Annotated in this window: 14 protein-coding genes; 8 read left to right on the top strand and 6 right to left on the bottom strand. The window is 71.8% G+C overall.

Annotated features, from left to right (window positions below):
* Positions 1-108 precede the first annotated feature (108 nt).
* The gene (locus AB0J42_RS05650; RefSeq protein ID WP_364289259.1) at positions 109-855 is read left to right on the top strand and encodes a neutral zinc metallopeptidase; all 747 of its coding nucleotides are present in this window, start codon (positions 109-111) and stop codon (positions 853-855) included.
* Positions 856-1,140: 285 nt separating this feature from the next.
* Here AB0J42_RS05650 and acnA read toward each other — a convergent pair whose 3' ends face one another.
* A complete protein-coding gene (gene acnA / locus AB0J42_RS05645; RefSeq protein WP_364289257.1) occupies positions 1,141-3,906 on the bottom strand; it encodes an aconitate hydratase AcnA in 2,766 nt (921 codons plus the stop codon).
* A 143-nt stretch (positions 3,907-4,049) separates the two neighbouring features.
* A complete protein-coding gene (locus AB0J42_RS05640) occupies positions 4,050-4,778 on the bottom strand; it encodes a metal-dependent hydrolase (protein ID WP_364289255.1) in 729 nt (242 codons plus the stop codon).
* 283 nt (positions 4,779-5,061) lie between these two features.
* Here AB0J42_RS05640 and AB0J42_RS05635 point away from each other — a divergent pair, with 283 nt between their 5' ends.
* Together AB0J42_RS05635 and AB0J42_RS05630 are read left to right on the top strand one after the other, a co-directional pair.
* Complete coding sequence (locus tag AB0J42_RS05635; RefSeq protein WP_364289253.1) at positions 5,062-5,763, top strand: PadR family transcriptional regulator; 702 nt, start codon at positions 5,062-5,064, stop codon at positions 5,761-5,763.
* A 4-nt stretch (positions 5,764-5,767) separates the two neighbouring features.
* The gene (locus AB0J42_RS05630; RefSeq protein WP_364289251.1) at positions 5,768-6,274 is read left to right on the top strand and encodes a DUF1707 domain-containing protein; all 507 of its coding nucleotides are present in this window, start codon (positions 5,768-5,770) and stop codon (positions 6,272-6,274) included.
* 4 nt (positions 6,275-6,278) lie between these two features.
* On the opposite strand, the gene AB0J42_RS05625 is transcribed toward AB0J42_RS05630, so the two are convergent.
* Both AB0J42_RS05625 and AB0J42_RS05620 read right to left on the bottom strand, forming a co-directional pair.
* Positions 6,279-7,679 carry a sugar porter family MFS transporter gene (locus AB0J42_RS05625; RefSeq protein WP_364289249.1) on the bottom strand — a complete coding sequence of 467 codons (1,401 nt, stop codon included), beginning with the start codon at positions 7,677-7,679 and terminating at the stop codon, positions 6,279-6,281.
* 108 nt (positions 7,680-7,787) lie between these two features.
* Complete coding sequence (locus AB0J42_RS05620) at positions 7,788-8,702, bottom strand: LLM class F420-dependent oxidoreductase (protein ID WP_364289247.1); 915 nt, start codon at positions 8,700-8,702, stop codon at positions 7,788-7,790.
* A 119-nt stretch (positions 8,703-8,821) separates the two neighbouring features.
* On the opposite strand from AB0J42_RS05620, the gene AB0J42_RS05615 reads away from it, so the two are divergent.
* The 4 genes from AB0J42_RS05615 to AB0J42_RS05600 all read left to right on the top strand — a co-directional run bounded on the left by AB0J42_RS05615 (position 8,822) and on the right by AB0J42_RS05600 (position 12,717).
* Positions 8,822-9,826: a hypothetical protein gene (locus tag AB0J42_RS05615; protein ID WP_364289245.1), complete on the top strand. Its 1,005-nt coding sequence runs from the start codon at positions 8,822-8,824 to the stop codon at positions 9,824-9,826.
* A 73-nt stretch (positions 9,827-9,899) separates the two neighbouring features.
* Positions 9,900-11,036: a histidine kinase gene (locus AB0J42_RS05610; protein WP_364289243.1), complete on the top strand. Its 1,137-nt coding sequence runs from the start codon at positions 9,900-9,902 to the stop codon at positions 11,034-11,036.
* Positions 11,033-12,121 (top strand): histidine kinase, encoded by a 1,089-nt coding sequence (locus AB0J42_RS05605; RefSeq protein ID WP_364289242.1) that lies wholly within the window; start codon positions 11,033-11,035, stop codon positions 12,119-12,121. The genes AB0J42_RS05610 and AB0J42_RS05605 overlap by 4 nt, the downstream gene beginning before the upstream one ends.
* Entirely contained in the window at positions 12,118-12,717 is a 600-nt protein-coding gene (locus AB0J42_RS05600; protein WP_364289241.1) for a response regulator transcription factor, read from the top strand. The genes AB0J42_RS05605 and AB0J42_RS05600 overlap by 4 nt, the downstream gene beginning before the upstream one ends.
* Before the next feature lie 53 nt (positions 12,718-12,770).
* On the opposite strand, the gene AB0J42_RS05595 is transcribed toward AB0J42_RS05600, so the two are convergent.
* Positions 12,771-14,033 carry a class I SAM-dependent RNA methyltransferase gene (locus AB0J42_RS05595; RefSeq protein WP_364289848.1) on the bottom strand — a complete coding sequence of 421 codons (1,263 nt, stop codon included), beginning with the start codon at positions 14,031-14,033 and terminating at the stop codon, positions 12,771-12,773.
* A gap of 49 nt (positions 14,034-14,082) precedes the next feature.
* Here AB0J42_RS05595 and AB0J42_RS05590 point away from each other — a divergent pair, with 49 nt between their 5' ends.
* On the top strand, positions 14,083-15,711 hold the full coding sequence (locus AB0J42_RS05590; RefSeq protein WP_364289239.1) for an alpha/beta-hydrolase family protein: 1,629 nt from the start codon (positions 14,083-14,085) through the stop codon (positions 15,709-15,711).
* On the opposite strand, the gene AB0J42_RS05585 is transcribed toward AB0J42_RS05590, so the two are convergent.
* Entirely contained in the window at positions 15,698-17,734 is a 2,037-nt protein-coding gene (locus AB0J42_RS05585; RefSeq protein ID WP_364289237.1) for an APC family permease, read from the bottom strand. The two genes, AB0J42_RS05590 and AB0J42_RS05585, sit on opposite strands and share 14 nt — an antisense overlap.
* Positions 17,735-17,803 lie beyond the last annotated feature (69 nt).

The raw sequence follows: 17,803 nt of genomic DNA, 5'->3' as shown, positions 1-17,803 counted from the left end.
ACGCACGCGCGGGACGGCGGGCACGGGAATCGGCACACATGCAGGTTGCAGGACGGCACACGCGGGACGGCGGGCGCGCGGGACGGTGCATCCTCTAGGCTGCCTGGCGTGCGAGTTCGATCTTTGCTGCTGGCGCTGTGCCTGGCAGGCGTGGCCGCCGGGCCCGCGCACGCGGCACCGTACCAGGACCCGTTCACGGGGAGCGGGAAGCTGGCGAAGGCGGTGTGCCCGGAGCCGGCGATCACGCAGGGCGGGATCCCGAGGACGCGCGAGTACCTGACGGCCGCCGTGGCGTGCCTGGACAAGTCGTGGAAGGCTCACTTCGCCGCCGGCCGGAGACCCTTCCGCAAGCCTCAGGTGCGGTTCTACGAGGAGCCCGAGCTGCGGGTATGCGGCGTGCCGTGGCCCGAGGGCGCGGCCGCCTTCTACTGCACCGACCGCCGCGTCCTGGTGTTCCCGCTCTCCGGCGACTGGATCGAGAACCGCACGGACCTGTACCCGCTGAAGGTCGCCGCCCACGAGTACGGCCACCACCTCCAGTCCCTGACCGGCATCCGGCGGCACTACGAGGCCCGGGTGAAGGCGAACCCCCGCCGCCACGCCGAACTCGGCCGCCGCTACGAGTTGCAGGCCGACTGCCTGTCAGGGGTGTTCCTGGGCGCGGTCTGGCGGTCGCTCGACCGTACCGGCGACGACTGGACGGCGCTGCTGGACGTCACACGTGCCAGCGGCGACGACGAGCGGCGCAGCCACGGCAAGGGCGCCAACCGGGTCAGGTGGCTCAAGCGCGGCTACCAGGCCGTCTCCCCGGCCGCCTGCGACACCTGGTCCGCCCCCTCCTCCGCGGTGGCCTGACCGCAAGAGCACCACGAGGCGATTCCGGTCCCGCCGCGGTGACCCGACACGCCGGAAGAAAACTGCGGAGTGCCTCCGGTCCCGCCGTGCTGGCTTGACCGCAAACCGCGGGGTGATTCGCCGTGCACATACAGCCCTGGGAGAAACGTGAAGAGCCGCCCGGCGCTGGGTAGGCGCCGGGCGGCTCGTCGTGGGCACGGGTGATCCCCCGATGGCGGGCGTGACAGGATCGCGCCCTGGCCCGCGCCCCCGGCCGGCTGGTGGCCGGGCAGGAGCGCGGAACGATCACTTGGACAGCAGGTTGCGGAGCACGTACTGCATGATGCCGCCGTGCCGGTAGTAGTCGGCCTCGCCGGGCGTGTCGATCCGCACGACCGCGTCGAACTCGACGTCGCCGGCCTTGACCCGGACGGTGGACGGGATGCTGTCGTTGAGCGCGGTGACCCCGGTGATGTCGAACGTCTCCTCGCCGGTCAGGCCCAGCGAGTCGGCCGTCTCACCCTCGGGGAACTGCAGCGGCAGCACGCCCATGCCGATCAGGTTGGAGCGGTGGATCCGCTCGTAGGACTCGGCGATGACGGCGCGGACGCCCAGCAGCGCGGTGCCCTTGGCGGCCCAGTCGCGCGAGGAGCCGGAGCCGTACTCCTTGCCCGCGAGCACGACGAGCGGGGTGCCCTGGGCGGCGTAGTTGACGGAGGCGTCGTAGATGAACGACACCGGCCCGTCGGGCTGGGTGAAGTCGCGGGTGTAGCCGCCCTCGGTGCCGGGCGCGATCTGGTTGCGCAGCCGGATGTTGGCGAACGTGCCGCGGATCATCACCTCGTGGTTGCCGCGCCGCGACCCGTACGAGTTGAAGTCCTTGACTTCGACCCCGTGCTCGCGCAGGTAGTCGGCGGCGGGCGTGCCGACCTTGATCGAGCCGGCCGGGGAGATGTGGTCGGTGGTGGTGGAGTCGCCGACCTTGACCAGCACCCGGGCGCCGGAGATGTCGGTGACGGGCTCGGGCTCGCGCGGCATGCCGTCGAAGTAGGGGGCCTTGCGGACGTAGGTGGAGTCGGGGTCCCACTCGAAGGTGTCGCCGGTCGGGATGGACAGCGACTTCCACAGTTCGTCGCCCTCGAACACGTCGGCGTAGTCGCGCACGAACAGCTCACGCCCGATGGAGGAGTTGACCACGTCGGCGACCTCCTCCGGCGACGGCCAGATGTCGCGCAGGTAGACGGGCTTACCGTCGCTGCCGGTGCCGAGCGGCTCGTTGTCGAGGTCGATGTCCATGGTCCCGGCCAGCGCGTAGGCGACCACGAGCGGCGGCGAGGCCAGGTAGTTCATCTTGACGTCGGGGTTGATGCGGCCCTCGAAGTTGCGGTTGCCGGACAGCACCGCGGTGACGGCGAGGTCGTTGTCGTGCACCGCCTGGGAGATCTCCTCCGGCAGCGGGCCGGAGTTGCCGATGCAGGTGGTGCAGCCGTAGCCGACCAGGTTGAAGCCGAGCTTGTCGAGGTAGGGCTGGAGGCCGGAGCGCTCGAAGTAGCCCGTGACGACCTGGGAGCCGGGCGCCAGCGAGGTCTTGACCCACGGCTTGCGGCTCAGGCCCTTGTCGACGGCGTTGCGGGCCAGCAGGGCGGCGCCGAGCATCACGTACGGGTTGGAGGTGTTGGTGCAGGAGGTGATGGCGGCGATGGCCACGATGCCGTGGTCGATCTCGAACGAGGTGCCGTCGGCGAGCGTGACCGGGACCTTCTTGTGCGGCCGGTCGATCTCCAGCAGGGCGGAGTGCGGCTTGTCGCCGTTGGTGTCGTGGCTGACCGCCGGGGAGTCGGAGGCGGGGAAGGACTCGGCGGAGGCCTCGTCGGCCGGGCCCAGGATGGTCGCGGCGTAGTCCTTGACGGCGGAGCGCCAGGCCCGCTTGGCGTCGGAGAGGGCGATGCGGTCCTGCGGGCGCTTGGGGCCGGCGATGGACGGCACGACGGTGCCGAGGTCGAGCTCCAGGTACTCGGAGAACTCCGGCGCGGGCGCCGACGGGTCGAGCCAGAGGCCCTGGGCCTTGGCGTAGGCCTCGACGAGCGCGATCTGCTCCTCGGAGCGGCCGGTGAGCCGGAGGTACTCGATGGTCTGGCCGTCGATCGGGAAGATGGCGCAGGTGGAGCCGAACTCGGGGCTCATGTTGCCGATGGTGGCGCGGTCGGCCACGGGCACGGTGGAGACGCCCTCGCCGTAGAACTCCACGAACTTGCCGACCACGCCGTGCTGGCGGAGCATCTCGGTGATGGTGAGCACCAGGTCGGTGGCGGTGGCGCCGGCGGGCAGCTCGCCGCTGAGCTTGAAGCCGACGACGCGCGGGATGAGCATGGAGATCGGCTGGCCGAGCATGGCGGCCTCGGCCTCGATGCCGCCGACGCCCCAGCCGAGCACGCCGATGCCGTTCTGCATCGTGGTGTGGGAGTCGGTGCCGACGCAGGTGTCGGGGTAGGCCTTGCCGTCGCGGGTCATGACGACGCGGGCCAGGTGCTCGATGTTGACCTGGTGGACGATGCCGGTGCCGGGCGGGACGACCTTGAACTCGTCGAAGGCGCTCTGGCCCCAGCGCAGGAACTGGTAGCGCTCGCGGTTGCGTTCGTACTCGCGCTCGACGTTGCGCTGGAAGGCGTCGGGGTGGCCGAAGTAGTCGACGATGACCGAGTGGTCGATGACCATCTCGGCGGGGGCGAGCGGGTTGATGCGGCCGGGGTCGCCGCCCAGGTCGCGCACGGCCTCGCGCATGGTGGCCAGGTCGACCACACAGGGCACGCCGGTGAAGTCCTGCATGATGACGCGGCCGGGCGTGAACTGGATCTCCACGCTCGGCTGGGCGTTCGGGTCCCAGTTGCCGAGGGCGCGGATGTGGTCGGCGGTGATGTTGGCGCCGTCCTCGGTGCGGAGGAGGTTCTCCAGCAGGATCCGCAGGCTGTAGGGGAGGCGTGCGGCGCCTTCGACGGCGTCTACCCGGAAAATCTCATACGACGCGTCGCCGACGCGCAGCGTGTCACGGCTGCCGAAGCTGTTCGTGGACACGGTGATTCGCCTCCTCCGTTGACGGTTGCTCCATAAGAATCCTGCCGCACGGCGGAAGCGTTCTTCACGTTAGGTGGCCCTAAGTGACGCCGCGGCGGAATGTCTCGATGTCAAGATATCTCGAAAAGTATCTCGACATCAAGTTAAAGCGGGGCGAGCCGCCAGAAGAGCAGCCCGGCGACCACGACGGAGAGCGCGGGAGCGAGGATCTTCTGCTCGAACTTCCTGCCGGTCTTGATGCCGATCTTCCACGGCAGCACGAACTTCGCCGACAGCGGCCAGAGCACCGGGCAGCCCCGCTCGGTCATGCAGTCGCCCACCACGTGCACGAAGGAGCCGATGCCGACGACCAGCCCGAGCCAGGCGTACCCGACGCCCATCGAGAGGAAGACCGCGTACAGCCCGGCCGTCATGCCGATGTTGACCATCGCGGAGGCGAACTTCTTGCGGGGGATGCCGACGCCGATCGCGCGCAAAGAGAGCCCGATGAGCAGCACGACCATGATGTCGCGGCCGATCGGGTAGGTGGTGGCCAGCCAGTGCGCGCCGAACCCGGTCGCGACCGCGAACGCCAGCGAGTGGGTAGCGCCCCGATGACCGCCGGCCAGCCATGACACCACCTTGCTGAGCAGCCAGGTGACCGGCCCGAAGGTCTGCGCGATGGTGGCGCTGGGGTGGTCGAGGTCGGGCAGCATGGCCGCGCCCGCGCAGATGATCGCGCCGGCGATCAGCTCGGCCGGGCTGAGCGCGTTGGCCATGATGCCGGTGTCGATGAACCGGGACGACTCGTTCAGCAGCGGCAGCGCGGCGAGCGGTGGTGCGAGGGCCAGCCAGGCGATGGCCCCGGTCAGCGCGTGCGTGTGCCCCATCATGATCGGGATGCTAGCGCTCCGCGCGCGGCGGCCGCGGTCGGTGCCCGGATTCCGTAGAACGTTCCGGAAAATGCAGACGAGGCCGCTTCCAGCGGCGACAGCACCCCCCAGCCCTGCCGACGCGGAACGACCTCGTCTGATGGGTTAAACGCCGGACCTCCGTGTCCTGTTCCCGCTCTTCCCGAAGTTTTTGGTGATCTGAGTCACTTGCCGGATTTTGTTGCTGACGATGTAGTCTCGATATATCTTTGAAGCATCGAAGAACGATCGAGAGGATCAGGACATGGCATCCGCATTCGCCATGGGCGGCCCCTGGCCCGAGGTGCACGCGCTCAAGCGCACCCTCCGCGACGCGGCCAAGGCCGTGGCCGGGGAGTTCGGGCAGGGCCACCCCCGGCACCACCACCACGAGCACCGGCACCGGGGACGCCGCGGCCCGGGACCGTTCCCGTTCGACTTCGGCCGCGGCCCGTGGGGTCCCGGCGGCCCGTTCGGCGGCCACCGCGGCTGGGGCGGCAGGAGCCGCAAGGCCAAGCGGGGCGACGTGCGCGCCGCGATCCTCGCGCTGCTGGCGGAGGAGCCGCGCAACGGCTACCAGATCATCCAGGAGATCGCCGAGCGCAGCGAGGGCGGCTGGAAGCCCAGCCCCGGAGCCGTCTACCCGGCCTTGCAGCAGCTCACCGACGAAGGGCTGATCATCCCGGAGGAGAGCGAGGGCCGTAAGACCTTCCGCCTCACCGACGCGGGCCGCGCCTACACGGAGGCGCACGCCGACGAGACCCGCGCCCCGTGGGACGAGATGCGGCCCGACATCGACGACGACACCGCCGATCTGTGGGACACCGCCCGGCAGTCCGCCTTCGCGATGATGCAGATTCTCCACTCCGGGAGCGACGCACAGATCCAAGAAGCGCGTAAGACTCTGGTTGAGACCCGGCGCAAGCTCTACCAGATCCTGGCCGACGGCGACCCGGACGAGGAGTGAGGCGTTGACCCTCCCCGGCGAGAGCGAGGCAACCGTGATGGACCGTGACGACATCCGCATCGGCGACGCCGAGCGAGAGCAGACCATGACCGACCTGCGCGAGCACTTCGCCCAGGGCCGCCTGACCCGCGAGGAGCTCGACGAGCGACTCGACCAGACGCTGACCGCACGCACCGGCCGCGACCTGGCCCGGATCACGGCCGACCTGCCGGGCCACGGCCGGCCGGCGCCCGCCCCCGGCTACGACCCCACCTCGTGGCACGAGGCGTACCGGGAGCAGATGCGGGCCTACAAGCAGCAGATGCGGGCCCACCGGCGCGGGCACCCGCACCATCACCCGCGCCACTGGCACCCCAGGCACCACCGGGGTCCGGGACCGTTCGTGCCGATCCTGTTCGTTATCCTGATGGTGGCGCTGTTCGCGGGCGGCTTCGGCTTCCTGAAGTTCCTCTTCCTCATCTGGGCCGGCGCGATGGTCTTCATGTTCGTCAACCGCCGTTTCCGGAGGTGACGGCTTAGCCCATCTCCTCCAGCCTGCGGCCCTTCGTCTCCCGGATCCACCTGCTGACGAAGAAGAACGACAGCGCGGCGAACGCCGCGTACATCGCGTACGTGAGCGAGAGGTTCCATTCGGACATCGCCGGGAACGACATGGTGATCGCCCAGTTCGCGAGCCACTGGGCGGCGGCGGCCACGCCGAGGGCGGCGGCGCGGATCCGGTTGGGGAACATCTCCCCCAGCAGGACCCAGACCACCACACCCCAGGAGAGGGCGAAGAACAGCACGAACAGGTTGGCCGCGATCAGCGCGATCGCGCCCTGCGGGCCGGGCAGCGCCATCGTCCCCTCGATGGGCCGGGCGAAGCCGAACGCCCAGGCGGCGGTGGCCAGCGACAGCGCCATCCCCGCCGAGCCCATGAGCAGCAGCGGCTTGCGGCCGATACGGTCCACCAGGGCGATGGCGATGAACGTGCCGATGATGTTGATGATCGAGCTGGAGAAGCTGATCAGCAGCGAGTCGGCCTGGTTGATGCCCACCGACTGCCACAGCACCGACGAGTAGTAGAAGATCACGTTGATGCCGACGAACTGCTGGAAGACCGAGAGGACGATGCCGATCCAGACGATCGGCAGCAGTCCGAGCGCCCCGCCGCGCAGGTCTTTCAGCGTCGGCCGGTGCTCGGTCCGCAGCACGTGCCGGATCTCCTGTACGCGGGCCTCCGGGTCGGAGTCCTCGCCCTCCACCTCGGCCAGCACCCGCTGGGCCGCCTGGTGCTGCCCGGCCATGACCAGGTAGCGCGGCGACTCGGGGATGACGGTGGCCAGCCACAGGTAGGCCAGCGCGGGCACGACGCAGGCGCCGAGCATCCACTGCCACGCCTGCAGCCCCCAGAGGTGGTTGTTGACGTCTCCCCCGGCGATCCGCGCGAACACGTAGTTCACCAGCTGCGAGGCGGCGATGCCGAGCACGATGGCGAGCTGCTGGAAGGATCCCAGGCGGCCCCGGTACGCGGCCGGGGCCACCTCGGCGATGTAGGCGGGGCCGAGCACCGACGCCATCCCGATCGCGACGCCCGCCAGGGCGCGCCAGAGGGTCAGGTCCCACAGGGCGAAGGGCAGCATCTGGCCGATGGAGCTGGCGGCGAAGAGGATCGCCGCCACCTGCATGGTCCTGGTGCGCCCCCAGCGGTCGGCGAGCCCGCCGCCGAACCAGGCGCCGACGGCGGAGCCCAGCAGCGCGATGGCCACCACGAAGCCGATCTCGACGCTGCCCACCCGGAAGTGGTTCTGGATGCCCACGACGGCGCCGTTGATGACCGAGCTGTCGTAACCGAACAGGAACCCGCCGACCGCCGCCGACGCCGCGATGAAGACGACGTGCCCGAGGTTCCCGTGACCGGTCTGCTGGCTTACCATGCGCGCCCCTCCCCTGGAGGGGAAGCAACTACCCGCAATCGTCTTTTCTAGCGCTTTGTTGACGCTTTCTTCAGCGAACCGGGCAGCGCCGCGTGGGCGCGCACCGCGTCACACGTGCGGCAGGACCTCGGCGGCGATGAGCTCCAGGTGATCCTGGTCCGCCAGGTCCATCACCTGGAGGTAGATCCGCTCGGCGCCGAGCCCGGCGAAGGCGCCGATCTTCTCCACCACCTCGGCCGGGGTGCCGGCCAGGCCGCCCTCGCGCAGCTGGTCGAGCGGGGTGCCGATGGCGGCGGCCCGGCGCTCCAGCTCCGCCTGGTCGCGGCCCACGCAGACGGTCTGCGCCGCCGACATGACGAGGTTCCGGCCGGTCTCCTCGGCGGCGCGGCGCACCCGCTCGAAGGCCTCCCCGGTCCCCTGCACGGAGCTGAAGGGCACGTTGTACTCGTCGGCGTAGGTCGCGGCCAGCCGCGGCGTCCGGCTGGGGCCGACGCCGCCGATGATGATCGGCGGGCCCGGCCGCTGGGCCGGCTTGGGCAGCGCGGGCGAGTCGACGACCCGGTAGTAGGGGCCGTCGTGGGAGTACGTCTTCTCGGCCGCCCACATGCCCTTGATGATCTCCAGCTGCTCCTCCAGGCGGCCGAACCGCTCGCCGGTCGGCGGGAACGGGATGCCGTACGCGGCGTGCTCGCCGTCGAACCACCCGGCGCCCAGGCCGAGCTCGACGCGGCCGCCGCTCATCTGGTCGACCTGGGCCACGCTGACCGCCAGCGGCCCCGGGAAGCGGAAGGTGGCCGGGGTCACCAGCGTGCCCAGCCTGATCGAGGAGGTCTCGCGGGCCAGCCCGGCCAGCGTGATCCAGGCGTCGGTGGAGCCGGGACCGGGGTCGCCGGGGCCGATGCGCTGGTAGTGGTCCGAACGGAAGAACGCGTCGAAGCCAAGCCGCTCGGCGGTCCTGGCCACGGTCAGCAGGTCGTCGTAGGTCGCGCCCTGCTGGGGCTCGGTGAAGATCCGCAACTTCATGTCGTCATTATCGATCCAAAGCGGACGCGATCCGGAGATTGACCGCGCGCCACCCCGAACGCTTGCTAACGTCCACCATCGACCGCGTTCCGTATCCGTACCATCACTCGGAGTGGCTCATGTCGGCCTCCCGCCGCAGACGACCCGCCGGTACGCTCCCGCGCCCGCTCGCCTTCCTGGCCGCGGGGGCCCTCGCGGCGACGACCGGAGCGGCGATCTCGCTGCTGCCCGCCCGGCCCACGCCCAGCCAGGCCTCGCCGGTGCCCCCGCCGTCGCCCGCGCCGTCGCCGAGTCCCGTCGAGCCGTCGGAGCCGCCGCCCGGCCCGTCCGGATTCGTGACGTTCGTCGACACCTCGGCCGATCCCGGCTTCGACCTGCCGGGCGACGCGCGCCGGACCGGCGTGCGCTGGTACGCGCTCGGTCACCTGGGTGCCGCGCCCGACGGCTGCGGGCTGCGCTGGGCGGGGCGGCTGGCGTTCGGTCACGACCCGGTGGCCAACCAGGTGGGCCGGCTGCGCGCGGGGGGCGGCGACGCCGGGCTGGTCTTCGGCGGCCCCGGCGGCGAGGCCGCCGCCACCTGTTCCCGGGCGGGCGCGCTGGCCGCCGCCTACCGGCGGGCGATCGGCGCGTTCGACGCCCGTTACGTCGACTTCGACCTGCCGCGTCCCGGCGACCGGGCGACGGTGCTGCGCCGGGCCCGCGCGATCAGGGCGGTGCAGCGGGAGCGGCACCTGCGGGTCGGCTTCACGCTGCCGCTCCGGTCCGGCGGGCTGGCCGCGGGCGACGCCACGATGCTGCGGCTCACCCGCGAGGCGGGCGTCGACGTCGCCACCGTGAACCTGCTGGCGCGGATCGAGCCGCAGGACGCTCCGGAGGGCCGGATGCGGCGGCTCGCGGCGGCGCTTCGGGCCGCCCGCGCCCAGATCACCCGCGCGTACGGGCTGGCGAGCCCGGACGAGGCGTGGCCGCGGATGGCGGTGACGAGCGTGCTGGCCGATCCCTCCGACCTGAGCGTGACGGACGCGCGCAAGCTGGCCGCCTTCACCGGAAAGTACGGTCTGGCCTGGCTGTCGCTGCGGGGCGCGGCCCCTGACCCGCAGGTGAGCCGGGTCTTGCACGGCTGACCACTCCAGCCACTCCTGCCGTAACTATAGGCTTCTGCCGGGAACGCGGCCTTTGAGCGGTTAGGGAGTGAGGGTGGCCACCAGGCCGGAGACGGCGCGGAAGGTCCTCATCTACTGGATGGACGTCTTAGTCCTCCTGACGGGGATCAGCCTCGCCGTGTCGATCGTCGTCTCGGCACAGGCCGGGCTGATCGGCTGGGCGAGCGCGGCGGCCTCTTCCGTGTGCCTGGCGGTGATAGCCGTCATGTTCTCCCTCATGCTCAGGGACGCCTTCGACAACCGGCCCCGGCCCGTGATCAAGCTGGTCGTGTCCGGGGCGGCGGTGGTGGGTGTTCTGCTGCTGCCGATTCCGCTGAGCGGCGAGTACATCACCTGGGAGATGGCGACGTACTTCTGGCTCAGCGTCGTCCTGCTCCACCTGCCGCTCTGGACGACGCTGCTGCTGGGCGCGGCGCTGCTCGCGACCACCACGACCATGCATGTGGTGAACGGCGTCCCGTGGCAGGTCGCGCTGCTGTCCCAGGGGCTCAGCGCCGTGCTGATGCCGCTGGCCATGTGGCTGTGGTGCTGGCTGTGGTGGACGATCAGGGACGCGCACGACAGCCAGGCGGCCAAGGCCCGCCTCGCCGTCGCCGAGGAGCGGCTGCGCTTCGCCCGCGACCTGCACGACCTGCTCGGCCACAGCCTGTCGGTCATCACGCTCAAGAGCGAGCTGGCGGCCAAGCTGGCCACCAAGGACGCCGCCAAGGCCGCGGACGAGATGGCGGACGTGCGGCGGCTCACGGCCCAGTCGCTGCTGGAGGTCCAGCTCGCCGTGGACGGCTACCGGTCGCTGGACCTGGACGAGGAGCTGGCCAGGGCGCGCGCGGCGCTGGAGGCCGCGGGCACCCGGTGTGTCGTCGAGGCGGGCACCGGCGAGCTGCCGCCCGAGACCCGGGCGCTGCTCGCGTGGGTGGTGCGCGAGGGCACCACGAACGTGCTCAAGCACAGCTCCGCCTCCCGCTGCTCGATCACCTTCGCGGACGGGGTGCTGGAGATGTGCAACGACGGCGTGCCCGTCCCGGAAGACAACTCAGAAGACAGCACCGGGAACAGCGTGGGAAGCGGGCTGCGCGGCCTGGCCGAGCGGATGACCGCCGCGGGCGGCTCCTTCTCCGCCGGTCCGGCGGGCGACGGGAAGTTCGTGCTGCGGGCACGGGTGCCGGCATGAGGCGGGCCACCCGGCTGGACAAGGCCCGCTGGCTGATCGTCTACTCGACCGACTTCGTCTTCCTGCTCGGCCTGACCGGGCTGGTGATGGTGTACGCGACCTGGCAGGGGGGCATGCCGGTCCCGCTGGTCGTCGCCGGCGCCGCGCTCGACGTCCTGATCGTGGTGGCCGGGATGCGGGTGTTCCGGCTGGCCGTCCGGGGCGCTCCCCGGCCGACCAGGACGCTGGTGGTGGCCGGGGTGGCGGCGCTGCTGCTGACCCCGTTCGCGGCCTTCCCGGCGATCGCCCTGTGGCCGGCGATGATGTCGCCGTGGGTGCGCCGGCGCACCGCGATCCTGCTCGCCCTGGCCTCGATGGTGCCGCTTAATCTGCTCATGACCGTGGCCGGCGGGTTCGAGCCGATCCTGCTCTTCGCCCAGCTGGTGTTCACCGGGCTCTACGCGAGCGGCGTCCCGGTGAACCTGTGGCTGTGGCGGATCACCCAGGAGGCTCACGAGGGCCAGGAGGCCCGGGCCATGCTGGCCGTGTCGGAGGAGCGGCTGCGCTTCGCCCGCGACCTCAACGACCTGCTCGGCCAGAGCCTCACCGGCATCGCCGCCAGGACGGCCGGGGCCGAGGAACTGCTGCGCACCGACCCCGGCGCAGCCGCCCGCGAGATGTTCGAGGTACGCGACGCCGCCCGGCGGTCGCTGCGCGAGGTCCGCACCACCGTGCAGAACTACCGGGCACTCGACCTGGACGAGGTGCTGTCCAGCGTCCGCGCGGTCCTGGAAGCGGCCGGGGTGCGCTGCACGGTGGACGGCGACGCGGCCGAGCTGCCTCCGGAGTCGCGCACCCTGCTGGCCACCGTGGTCCGCGAGGGTGCCACCAACGTGCTCAAGCACAGCAAGGCCGAGCACTGCACGATCACCATCAGGGAAGGGATCCTGGAGATGACCAACGACGGCGTCACCGGCCCGGTGGGCGAGCCGGCGCCGGACGGCCTGGGCGGGCTCGCCCAGCGGGTGCGCGGCGCGGGCGGCAGCCTCTCGGCCGCCGCGACCCCCGGCGGCGAGTACGTGCTGAGGGTGGTGGCTCCGGCATGACCACCCGCGTGCTGCTGGCCGACGACGAGCACCTCATCCGCGGCGCGCTGGCCGCGCTGCTGAACCTGGAGGACGGCATCGAGGTCGTCGCCCAGGTGGGCCGGGGCGACGAGGTGGTGGCCGCGGTCGCCGAGCACCGGCCGGACGTGGCCGTGCTGGACATCGAGATGCCCGGGATGGACGGGCTCACCGCCGCCGAGCAGATCAGCTCGAAGTGCCGGATCGTGATCCTGACGAGCCTGGGCCGGCCCGGCTACCTGCGCCGGGCGATGGCCGCCGGGGTGAGCGGGTTCCTCGGCAAGGACGCCTCCGCCGAGGAGCTGGCCATGGCGATCCGCAAGGTCATGGCGGGCGGGCGCTATCTCGACGCCGAGCTGGCCGCCGCCGCGATGGCGGCCGGCGACAGCCCGCTCACCGACCGGGAGCGCGACGCGCTGCGGCTGGCCGCCGACGGGTACACGATCGCGCGGATCGCGGGCGAGCTGCACCTGACGGAGGGAACGGTACGCAACTACCTGTCGAGCGCGATGACCAAGCTGAACGCGCAGAACCGGCTGGAGGCCATCAGGACGGCCCAGAGCATGGGCTGGCTCTAGAGCCGCCTGGTCAGCAGGGCCGGCTCTAGGCCCGCCCGGTCAGCAGGGCCGGTCTAGAGCTGCCTGGTCATCAGGGCGACGCACTCCACGTGGTGGGTCATGGGGAAGGCGTCGAAGGCGCGCAGGTCCGCCAGCGGGTAGCCGTGGCCGGCCAGCCACCCGAGGTCGCGGGCCAGCGTCGCCGGGTCGCAGGACACGTACACGATGCGGGACGGCTCCAGTGCGGCGATGCGGTCGACCACGGCGCGGCCGAGCCCGGCGCGGGGCGGGTCCACGACGACGAGGTCGGCGCGCTCGATCTCGAAGCGGTCGAGCGCGTCCTCGACCCGGCCGCGCTCGACGCGGACCTGCGGCAGGTCGCGCAGGTTGGCGCGGGCGTCGCGCACGGCGGCGGACTCCGACTCCACGCCGAACACGGCGCCCTCGGGACCGACCGCCTCCGCCAGCCCGGCCGCGAACAGGCCGGCGCCGCAGTAGAGGTCGAGCGCCCACTCCCCCGGCTCCGGGGCGGCGTAGGCGAGGACGGCGTCCAGGAGGGTCTCGGCGGCGCCGGGGTGGACCTGCCAGAAGCCGCTGCCCGCGACCCGGAACTCGCGGTCGCCGACCCGCTCGTGCAGTGTGCCGGAGCCGCGCCGCGCGGAGGTGCGGCCCCTGCCCTCGTCGAGCAGGATGGCGGCGGGCGCGTCGAGCTCGGGCACGACGACGCGGCGGCGGGGGCGCGGGGTGACGACGACGGCCCGCTCGCCGCCGGAGGAGGCGATCACCTCGACCGAGCGGGCGCCCGGCCACTCCTGCGTCTCGGCGCCGACGGCCTCGACCTCGGGGTGGGCGATCAGGCAGGCGTCGATCGGCTGGATCTCGTGGGAGCGGTGCCTGCGCAGGCCGAGCCGGCCGTCGGGGCGGGCGGCGAACTGCACGCGGGTGCGCCAGCCGAGCCCGTCCTTGGCCCCGGGCACCTCCTCGACGACGACCTCCCGCTCGATGCCGGCGATGCGGCGCAGCTGCTCGGCCACCACGTCGGCCTTGAGCCGGCGCTGCGCCTCCAGGGTGGCGTGCTGCCAGTCGCAGCCGCCGCACAGGCCGGGACCGGCGTACGGGCAGGGCGGCGCGACCCGGTCGGGCGACGCCTCGATGACGCGCACCGCGTCGGCCCGCAGGAAACGGCTCGTCTCCTCGGTGACCTGGGCCACCACGCGCTCCCCGGGCAGCGCGTGGCGGACGAAGACCACCCGGCCCTCGTGGCGTGCCACGCACCAGCCGCCGTGGGCGACCGGGCCTACCGTCAGCTCGAAAGATGCCTTTTCCACGTCCGACAGCCTATGCCCGGGCGGCCCCCGCTCATCCCGGTCGGTTACCGTGACGATCGTGACGGCGTCACGGCGGGTGGTGCGCAGGCGTCTCGGCTTCGGCGGGACGCTGCTGGCCACGCTGTTCTTCTGTGCCTCGCTGACGCCCTCGCTGCTGCCGCGCACCTGGGAGTACCAGGGGGTGATGGGGGCCGTCACCGCGATCCTCGGCTACGGGGCGGGGGCGTCGATCGGGGCCGCGGGCCGGGCGGTGATCCGCTACCGGCCGCCCGCGCGGTTCGTCCGGCCGGCCTGGGAGGTCATGCTGGGGGTGTGCGCCGCGCTGACGGTGGCGGCGCTGTCCTACAGCTACGGCTGGCAGCGCGACCTGCGGGCCCTCATGGGCATGGACACCGAGATCACCTGGTATCCCCCGGCCATCCTGGGGCTGTCGGCCGTGCTGTTCTGCGTGTTCCTGGCGCTGGCCCGGCTGGTGCGGCTGGCGGGCCACCGGCTGGCCGGCTGGCTGGGCCGCTACGTCCCGCGCCTGGTGAGCCGGGCCGTCGGCGGGCTGGTCGTGGCGCTCGTGGTCGCGGTGTTCTTCGACGACGTGCTGTTCACCGGGTTCGTCGCCGCGATGAACAACGTCTCCTCGGTGGCCAACGAGGGCACCCCGGCGGGCGTGCGCCGGCCGTCCTCGCCGGAGCTGTCGGGCGGGCCGCGGTCGTTGGTCAAGTGGGAGCAGCTGGGCCGGGAGGGCCGCTCGTTCATCGGCACCGCGCTGACCCGGCGGCAGCTGGAGACGTTCTCCGGCAGGCCCGCCGAGGACCCGATCAGGGTGTACGTGGGGCTGCAGGCGGCGCGCACCCCGCGGGAGCGGGCCGAGCTGGCGGTCCGGGAGCTGGAGCGCACGGGGGCGTTCGAGCGGCCGGTGCTGGCCGTGCTGGGCACCACCGGCACCGGCTGGGTCGACCCGGGCATCTGCCAGGCGCTGGAGTACATGTACAACGGCGACACGGCGGTTGTCGCCGTGCAGTACTCGTACCTGCCGAGCTGGGCGTCGTTCCTGGTCGACAGGGACCGGGCGGCGGAGGCGGGCCGGACGCTGTTCGAGGCGGTCCGGGCGCGCTGGCTGCGGCTGCCCGCCGCAGACCGGCCGCTGCTCCTGGTGGGGGGCGAGAGTCTCGGCTCGTACTCGATGGAGAGCGCGTTCAGCAGCCTGGACGACATGGTCGCGCGTACGGACGGCGCGCTGTTCATCGGCTCGCCGTACGCCAACCCCATCTGGTACGAGATCACGACCCGGCGCGACCCGGGCAGCCCGGTCTGGCTGCCGGTCTACGAGTCGGGCAAGATCGTGCGGTTCGCGCGGCGGCCGGCGGACCTGGCGGGTGAGCCGCGCCCCCGGGTGGTCTACCTGCAGAACGCGTCCGACCCGGTGGTGTGGTTCACGCCGAAGCTCATCGTGGAGCGGCCCGGCTGGCTGGAGGAGCCGCGCCCGCCGGGCGTCACCCGGCAGATGAACTGGTTCCCGCTGGTGACGTTCTGGCAGGTGCTGGGCGACATGACGGCCGGGCTGGGGGTGCCGCCGGGCCACGGCCACCGTTACGGCGGGATCATCGTGGACGGGTGGGCGGCCGTCGCCCCGCCCCCGGGGTGGACGGCCGAGGACTCCGCCCGCCTGCGCGTCCGCATCAGCGGCGGTTGACGTTGTCGCCGGAGCGCTGAAGCGGACGGCGCACCCGGCCGGGGGCGTGCGGCTCGGGACGGCCCGACAGCCTGGTGGACGAGTGGAGCTGCCACGGCACGCTGGTCACCATCACGCCGGGCTTGAACAGCAGCCGCGCCTTCAGCCGCAGCGCGCTCTGGTTGTGGAGCAGGTGCTCCCACCAGTGGCCGAGCACGTACTCGGGGATGAAGACGGTCACCACGTCGCGCGGGGAGCGGCGGCGTACGGACTTGACGTAGTCGAGGATCGGCTGGGTGATCTCGCGGTAGGGCGAGTCGAGCATCTTCAGCGGCACCTGGATGCCGCGGCGGTCCCACTCCTCCTGGAGGCGGCGCGCCTCCTCGCCCTCGACGCCGACGGTGATCGCCTCCAGCGTGGAGGGCCGGGTGGCGCGGGCGTAGGCGAGCGCCCGCATGGTCGGCTTGTGCAGCTGGGACACCAGCACGATGGCGTGGTTCCTGGCGGGCAGCATGGTCAGGTCGGCGTCGTCGGTGAGCTCCAGCTCGGCGGCGACGTTGTCGTAGTGGCGCCTGATGCCCTTCATCATGAGGAAGAGCAGCGGCATCGCGATGCACACGAGCCACGCGCCGACCGCGAACTTGGTGACCAGCACGACCACCAGCACCAGCCCGGTCATCACCGCGCCGACGAAGTTGATCATCCGCGAGCGGTGCATCTGGTGGCGGGCCTTGAGGTCGTCCTCGGTACGCAGCAGCCGCGTCCAGTGGATGACCATGCCGGTCTGGCTGAGCGTGAAAGCCACGAAGACGCCGACGATGTAGAGGTTGAGCAGGCGGCTGACGTCGGCCTGGAACCCCCACAGCAGCAGGCACGCGGCGAGCGCCAGCATGATGATGCCGTTGGAGAAGGCCAGCCGGTCGCCGCGGGTGTGGAGCTGGCGCGGCAGGAAACGGTCCTGGGCCAGGATGGAGCCGAGCACCGGGAAGCCGTTGAAGGCGGTGTTGGCGGCCAGGAACAGCACCAGCGCGGTCACCCCGGAGATCACGTAGAACGGGGCAGAGCCGCCGCCGAAGACCGCGTCGGCTACCTGCGAGATGATCGGCTGCTGGTGGTAGCCGGGGCCGACGGGCGTGCCGTCGGGCCGCAGCAGGTCGGTGTGGAGGGTCAGCGGGTCCGCCACCTTCACCCCGGAGGCCAGGCCGAGCGCGATGATGCCGCCGAACATGGTGACGGCGATCAGGCCCATCATGAGCAGCGTCCGGGCGGCGTTGCGGCTCCTGGGCTTGCGGAAGGCGGGCACGCCGTTGCTGATCGCCTCGACGCCGGTGAGCGCCGCGCAGCCGGTGGAGAAGGCTCGCAGGATCAGGAACGCGGCGGCGAAGCCGGTCAGGTCGCTCTGCTCGGCCACGACGTCGAAGTCGGCGGTGGGGGCACGCAGCTCGATGCCGAGGAAGACCACCTCGTAACCGCCGATCGCGACCATGCCGAGCACCGCGACCATGAACGCGTACACCGGCACCGCGAACGCCAGCCCCGACTCGCGCAGCCCGCGCAGGTTGACCAGCATGAGCAGGATCACGATGCCGATCGCCACGGCCGGCTTGTGCCGGGCGACGAAGGGGATCGTGGCGCCCACGTAGTCGACGCCGTTGGCGACCGACACGGCGACCGTGAGCACGTAGTCGACCATGAGCGCGCTGGCGACGGTGAGCCCGGCGTTCGGCCCCAGGTTGGTGGTGGCCACCTCGTAGTCGCCGCCGCCGCTGGGGTAGGCGTGCACGTTCTGCCGGTACGAGGCGACGACCGTGAGCATCACCACGATGACGGCCAGGGCGATCCACGGGCTGTAGGAGTAGAAGGCCACGCCCGCCAGGGAGAGGATGACGAGGATCTCCTGGGGCGCGTACGCGACGGAGGAGAGCGCGTCGCTGGCGAAGACCGGAAGCGCGAGACGTTTGGGCAGCAGCTGCTGGTGCAGCTGTCCGCTGCGGAGAGCCCGCCCCACGAGCAAGCGTTTGACGAGATCCGATGCTTTCGCCACGTTACGGAATGCTAGTCCCCGGCCTATTCTGGACCGTCGGCACGCGCCCGGCGCCCGCCATACTGGTGT

The organism is Nonomuraea sp. NPDC049649, assembly GCF_040675175.1.
Classification (GTDB): Bacteria; Actinomycetota; Actinomycetes; order Streptosporangiales; family Streptosporangiaceae; genus Nonomuraea.
The sequence above is the reverse complement of the archived record's forward strand: the minus strand, read 5'-3'. Positions and strand labels throughout refer to the sequence as shown.